This window comes from Microcystis sp. M53598_WE2, assembly GCF_030067735.1.
GTDB classification, from domain to species: domain Bacteria; phylum Cyanobacteriota; class Cyanobacteriia; order Cyanobacteriales; family Microcystaceae; genus Microcystis; species Microcystis aeruginosa.
This window is the reverse complement of record NZ_JASJFE010000752.1, coordinates 1-5,299: the sequence shown is the minus strand read 5'-3', so window position 1 is coordinate 5,299 and position 5,299 is coordinate 1. Positions and strand designations below refer to the sequence as shown.

4 protein-coding genes are annotated in these 5,299 nt (G+C 44.2%); 1 reads left to right on the top strand and 3 read right to left on the bottom strand.

Features of this window, described 5'->3' with window-relative positions:
- Positions 1-431: 431 nt before the first annotated feature.
- The 3 genes from PX636_RS15430 to ccmO form a co-directional block, all read right to left on the bottom strand.
- Entirely contained in the window at positions 432-1,745 is a 1,314-nt protein-coding gene (locus tag PX636_RS15430) for a site-specific DNA-methyltransferase (RefSeq protein WP_223210836.1), read from the bottom strand.
- 2 nt (positions 1,746-1,747) lie between these two features.
- The gene (locus PX636_RS15425) at positions 1,748-2,620 is read right to left on the bottom strand and encodes a hypothetical protein (RefSeq protein WP_002753879.1); all 873 of its coding nucleotides are present in this window, start codon (positions 2,618-2,620) and stop codon (positions 1,748-1,750) included.
- Between the two features lie 420 nt (positions 2,621-3,040).
- Complete coding sequence (gene ccmO, locus PX636_RS15420; RefSeq protein ID WP_002775137.1) at positions 3,041-3,841, bottom strand: beta-carboxysome assembly protein CcmO; 801 nt, start codon at positions 3,839-3,841, stop codon at positions 3,041-3,043.
- 213 nt (positions 3,842-4,054) lie between these two features.
- Here ccmO and PX636_RS15415 point away from each other — a divergent pair, with 213 nt between their 5' ends.
- On the top strand, positions 4,055-5,134 hold the full coding sequence (locus tag PX636_RS15415; RefSeq protein WP_288117734.1) for a RuBisCO accumulation factor 1: 1,080 nt from the start codon (positions 4,055-4,057) through the stop codon (positions 5,132-5,134).
- Positions 5,135-5,299 lie beyond the last annotated feature (165 nt).

Genomic DNA, 5,299 nt, shown 5'->3' with positions numbered 1-5,299 from the left:
CTACACCTTTAGACTCTTTATGTTGATTCGTTAATCTTTTTGATTGATTCTTTTTAGTCATATTGTGCCTTTTCTTTACTTAAATCTGCCACTTTCTGCTACAGGCAATGTATCTATAACGAAAGATTATACACTAACTTTATGTATAACACTCTTTAGAGTAACGATATGGGTCAACTTTCGGCATATCACTCTATTTAGGCGCAATCGCCCGAACTTTTCCCCATATCACGCCCAAAAGCCTGTTAGCCAGATTAGCCCACATCGCACTTTAACCCACAGCTTCAATCAATGTGCATGGTGCGTTCCCCAAAATCTATTAGTGGAGTAGTAGGAGCCAGATTAGGGAACGCACCCTACAAAATTGCGTACTGCTACGCAGTGCCTTCGGCATCGCACTACAGCTTATTGGTTCAGCATAACGGATAAGTTCAGCGGCGCGCTTGAGCGCGTCCGCTGGAACGAATTGTTAGAACCCCGTTTGGCGATGTAATGTCAGCATCTTTAGGCTGAATGTTTTCTTCCGCAGCCTCTTCAAACAGTGTGAAGTCGGCAATGCTGAATAGTGGCAATGAAACTTTTTTGGATTTCTCATTGACAAAATCACCCATACGATCCGAGCCATTAGCCATCCTATGCAATATTGTTGTAATAGCCTCCTGGCTACGATCAACACCAATCCATTTTCGCCCAAGCTCTGATGCCACCACTAATGTGGTTCCAGACCCTGCATAGCAATCTAGGACAAGATCACCGGGATTTGATGATGCTTCAATAATTCTAGAAAGAAGTGCAGGATTCTTTTCCGTTGGATAGCCGGTTATATGAATGTTTTGATTATGCGCGTCACGAAAGTCCATCCAAATGTCTTGCACTGGAATTCCAGCGCTATTTTCAAGATAGATTTTTCGGCGCGGGTTTCCCGTTGGCGACCAATAAATCTCTCCACGGGCATCCATCTCATCTAGGGTTGACGGTTTATATTGCCAATGCTTTCCGGGTGGCGGCAGCTTGCCTTTCCACTCCCCACCTGTTTCCCCGTTACGGACACCGGGAGCATGGACGGGTACTTTTTTGTATCTGCGCCCATCGGGATCAAGGCATGGATACTCCTTTACTGATTTAACTTCATCCCATGGTTCAATTGGTCGGTTCCATACATAGTTATCGCTCTTTGTGTAGAAAAGAATGTAGTCGGCTACATTTCCGTATGTCTTTCTCGTGTAGTTCTTAGGATTGCACTTCTTGCGCGTTATGCAATTTCGGAAATTTTTCTCTCCGAAAATTTCATCTAAGACGACGCGAAAATGAAAAATCATTCTTTCATCAAGGTGAAGGTATAGCGAACCATCATCGGCCAACAAACGGTGAATTAAAATTAGGCGTTCGCGTAACGTTTCAACAAAATCAGGTCCAACAAGATGATCGTCATAAGCATGGTTTTGTTTTCTTGACTCAAAGGATGATGCAGTTGCAAATGGAGGATCGATGTAAACAAGTTTCACTTTTCCGCTTACGGCTTCATCCTTCGCTAAAGCCGCAAGTACAGCCAAGTTGTCCGCGTGGTAAAGCCTATTATCGCCGCCTGAATATGCCGAATTTGGCGAGTAGTGTCCTGCGGGAAGCGCAAGAATATCTTCTTGTGCCTTTTTTCCGGGGTAATCTAGGCGAAAACCATTAGTGTCCAGAGGCGACACCCTTTCCCCTTTTGTACGATTTCCCATGCCTGGAATTGGAACCGCCATACTTAAGACCTCAACCATTCAGATGTGATGCGATCTGGAACCATGCGCAGCGTGACAACCTTTACGCGGTCTGGCCATTGATCTTCGATGTAAGCGTAATCATTCCACATAGAACCAAGTAAGAGGCCTGGGCCGTCATTCACATAAATTACTTTGATATGTGGCAATCCATGACTGTCTGCATAGTCAAGAATCTCTTGGGCAACTTCACGATATTGACCTGTGCGATCGTCCTCCTGTGCACCGCCGCGATCTGAGTCGTAGCGAGCCAAACCAATAGCAAGCACTTTCTTGCCTTCATAGATAACGAAGTCCACTGGACGATCTGGCTTCGGATAATCCTTAAAAACATTTCCTAGCAGCACATCTTTACCTGCTCTTTGAGGGCCTGTAACAACAAACCCGATATGCTGGCTGCGCAGAACATCGAATAACCTTTCAGTTAAGTCATAGCCTTTTTTACCGCGGTCCTTGTATTCCCAAAGCACTGCGCATAAAGCTTCGTCGGGCATGGGGCGACTGTCAAATTTTTGTTGGACTTCGACAATATTCCTGAAAGCATCACCAAACTGAGCGCATATTTTATCTGCGTCTGTTTTTCTTTTTAACATTTCAACTGGTGTTTGTGGGCTAACGTACTTCTTAAATACACGGCAAAGCTGCGTACGCATCCACTGATTCCTCGTGTCCATAATAGAGGTGAAAAAGTTAGTGGAAGAATGTGATGCCTTTAGCAATAGCCCAAACTCGACTAGAACTGGCTCATATAATCGGCAAGCGTCAGGGAGAATATCTGGGTAATACTCACCTGTGGCGAGTGTGATCCACGCCTCAGCTTCGGATTTGTAGTCGGAAAATTTTCGTTCTTTTTTCATTGAGCTTGCAGACCCACTATTTAAGAGGTTCTAACTACATATTATCCGGAAACTTTCCGTATAACACTCTCCAGACTAACGATATGGGTTAACTTTCGGCATATCACTCTATTTAGGCGCAATCGCCAGAACTTTTCCCTATATCACGCCCAAAAGCCTGTTAGCCAGATTAGCATATTGTCAAAAACCTTGTTTAACTAAATTCCTGACAACTAGGCTAATTCTAGCGACGATTATTTGATCTGACCGCACCTCTTGACAAAAATTTATAATTATTTGATTCGTTTAATTGTCGGGGGACTCTGTAAAGATTTTTTACTGGGAAATCCACACCCACCAACAAACTTTTTGCCGCAAACCCTAATTCAACCTTTTGCTCCTGTACTTTTAGCAGCACAGGAGCAAAGCTGAAAATAAAAATTAATAACTGTCCTCATCGGTGATAACTTCCACGGGAATCACTTCTTCTAACACTTTTTCCTGCATTTCTTGGCGACGAATCGGTATTTTGGTTTTTTCCAATTCTGGTAAAGCGACCAATTCCCGTTGTTTTTCCCGGACAGTATTGGGTAACAACATCGGTAAAGGTTCGGGGGTTTCTAACCAGTAGCTGGCCACCGGTAGAGTATGTTCTAAATCTTCCAATAAACGGGGAATAATCATCACCGCGTGCAGTTCACCGATTTTCTCTGCTTCCCGCATTCCCGCATCAATGGCTACGGCCACATTAGCGACGGAACCCCGGATAATAGCCGTACACAAACCATCCCCAATCGTTTCGTAGGAAGCTAACTGCACATCGGCGGATTTTAACATGGCATCGGCTGCCCCCACCATAGCAGGAAAACCGCGGGTTTCCAAGAGACCGATCGACATATTGCTCAGTTTGCTGAAACCCCGTTGACTTTGGGCAATTTCGGCTAAACGGCTACCAATTGGGAAAATTACCTCTAAATTGGGCATCGGTCGGGGAATAACCGATTTAGATACCAATTGTCCGAACTGTGCGGCGGTTTTTGCCCCTTCTTCCACTGCTAACCGCACATCGGCAATATTACCACGCACGATCGCCGTACAGTGACCACCGCCAATTTTTTCGTAACCCACGAGGGTAACTTCTGCGGATTTTAGCATCATATCCGCCGTCCCAACGATCGCCGGAAAGCTGAGGGTAGAGACTAAACCCAAGGCGCTATCTTTGGGGTGACGCTTGGTTTTCATCGTCCTTTGACCGGGGTTAGTTGTGGACGAGGAGGGAATGCTTCCATTAACTCTTAATCTAGACATTGAAGATAAACTTGCCCTAACAGGTACGAAGGGGGTGATTGTCAGCTATCCTGTTACTATCTAGTCTATCCTGTTAACCTTAATTGCTATTGAAGATTTTTGAGGGATTAGATAAATTTTAGTTATTGTAGCTTGATCAAGTTGTCTATGACAGAACAGCCTCGCAGTACAGATGATCGAATCAGCGAAACGGAAGCGACCGAATTAATGCGCTCGCTGCTTCATAAGGAAGGAAATTGGGTGAATTGGGGGCAAAAATGTCAAAAACTGCAAAAAGCTGGCTACGATTCCCAGTTAATTTTTGAACAAACGGGTTTTCAAAATGCCCAACAAAATTTAATTATTGTCGCTGCCCAAGTTTTTGAGAGTTTAATCAAAGCGGGGGCAGATGAAGATTTATTAAGTTACTACATCGGGCCGCGCAGTGATGTGCTATACGAATTACGGATTCTCAACCAAGAACAAAGATTGGGGGCAGCGAAATTAGCGGCAGAAAAAAGGATTGAGGTGGCCGAAGCACACGATATCGCCAAAGCTATCCAAGATTTTTCCCGTTTATCCCAGATTCCCAGTGAATTTACCCGTCATCCTGGAGATGCGATCGCTTACCAGTGTTGGAAACGGGGCAAACAAAAGCGGGATTTAGCCGAAAGAGCGAAATTAATCGCTAAAGGTTTGAAATTTGCCCATTCTGACTCGGCCAGACAGGCGATCGAGTCCTTACTACAAGATTTTACCGTTACTCCCACCCGTAGCGCACCGTTGCTACCCGTCCATCGTTTACAGGATGAGGACGAATTAGCCAGAATTATTCCTTTAGTAGGAAGATTTCCGGTGACGGTAACTGATATAAAACACACAGAAAGTTTGAGCGTCGAGGAACCTTTTCGACTGGTAACGGTGGGGGATAAACAAACAATCGTGCCTCTCCCCGGTTGGCAAGCAATTCTCAAGGCGATCGATCCTGTAGCTATTTTATGGCCTAGCGATCAATTACCTCGATCGATTGCCACCAGGTCCGAGGAAGTGTTATTAGTGATCGATCGAGTTTTGGCCGAATGGGACGTGAACAATTATTATCTAGTGGAGAGGGATAATTCCGTCTCTTTACAATGGTTTGATAGTTCCCCTGATGTCACAATCCTAGGTGAATTGATCTTGATTTTAAGAGCCAAAAATATCCTCGATGAAAAAAACATCACCGAACCCTGGCAAATGGACGACTAAATCAGTGATCAGTGATCAGTAAACAGTGATCAGTGGTTAGTGGGAATTATTAATTATGAATTATGAATTATGAATTATGAATTATGAATTAGGGGAGTGAGCATAAAAAATCTGATAACTGATAACTGATAACTGATAACTGAATATATGCGTGCAGTAATTTGT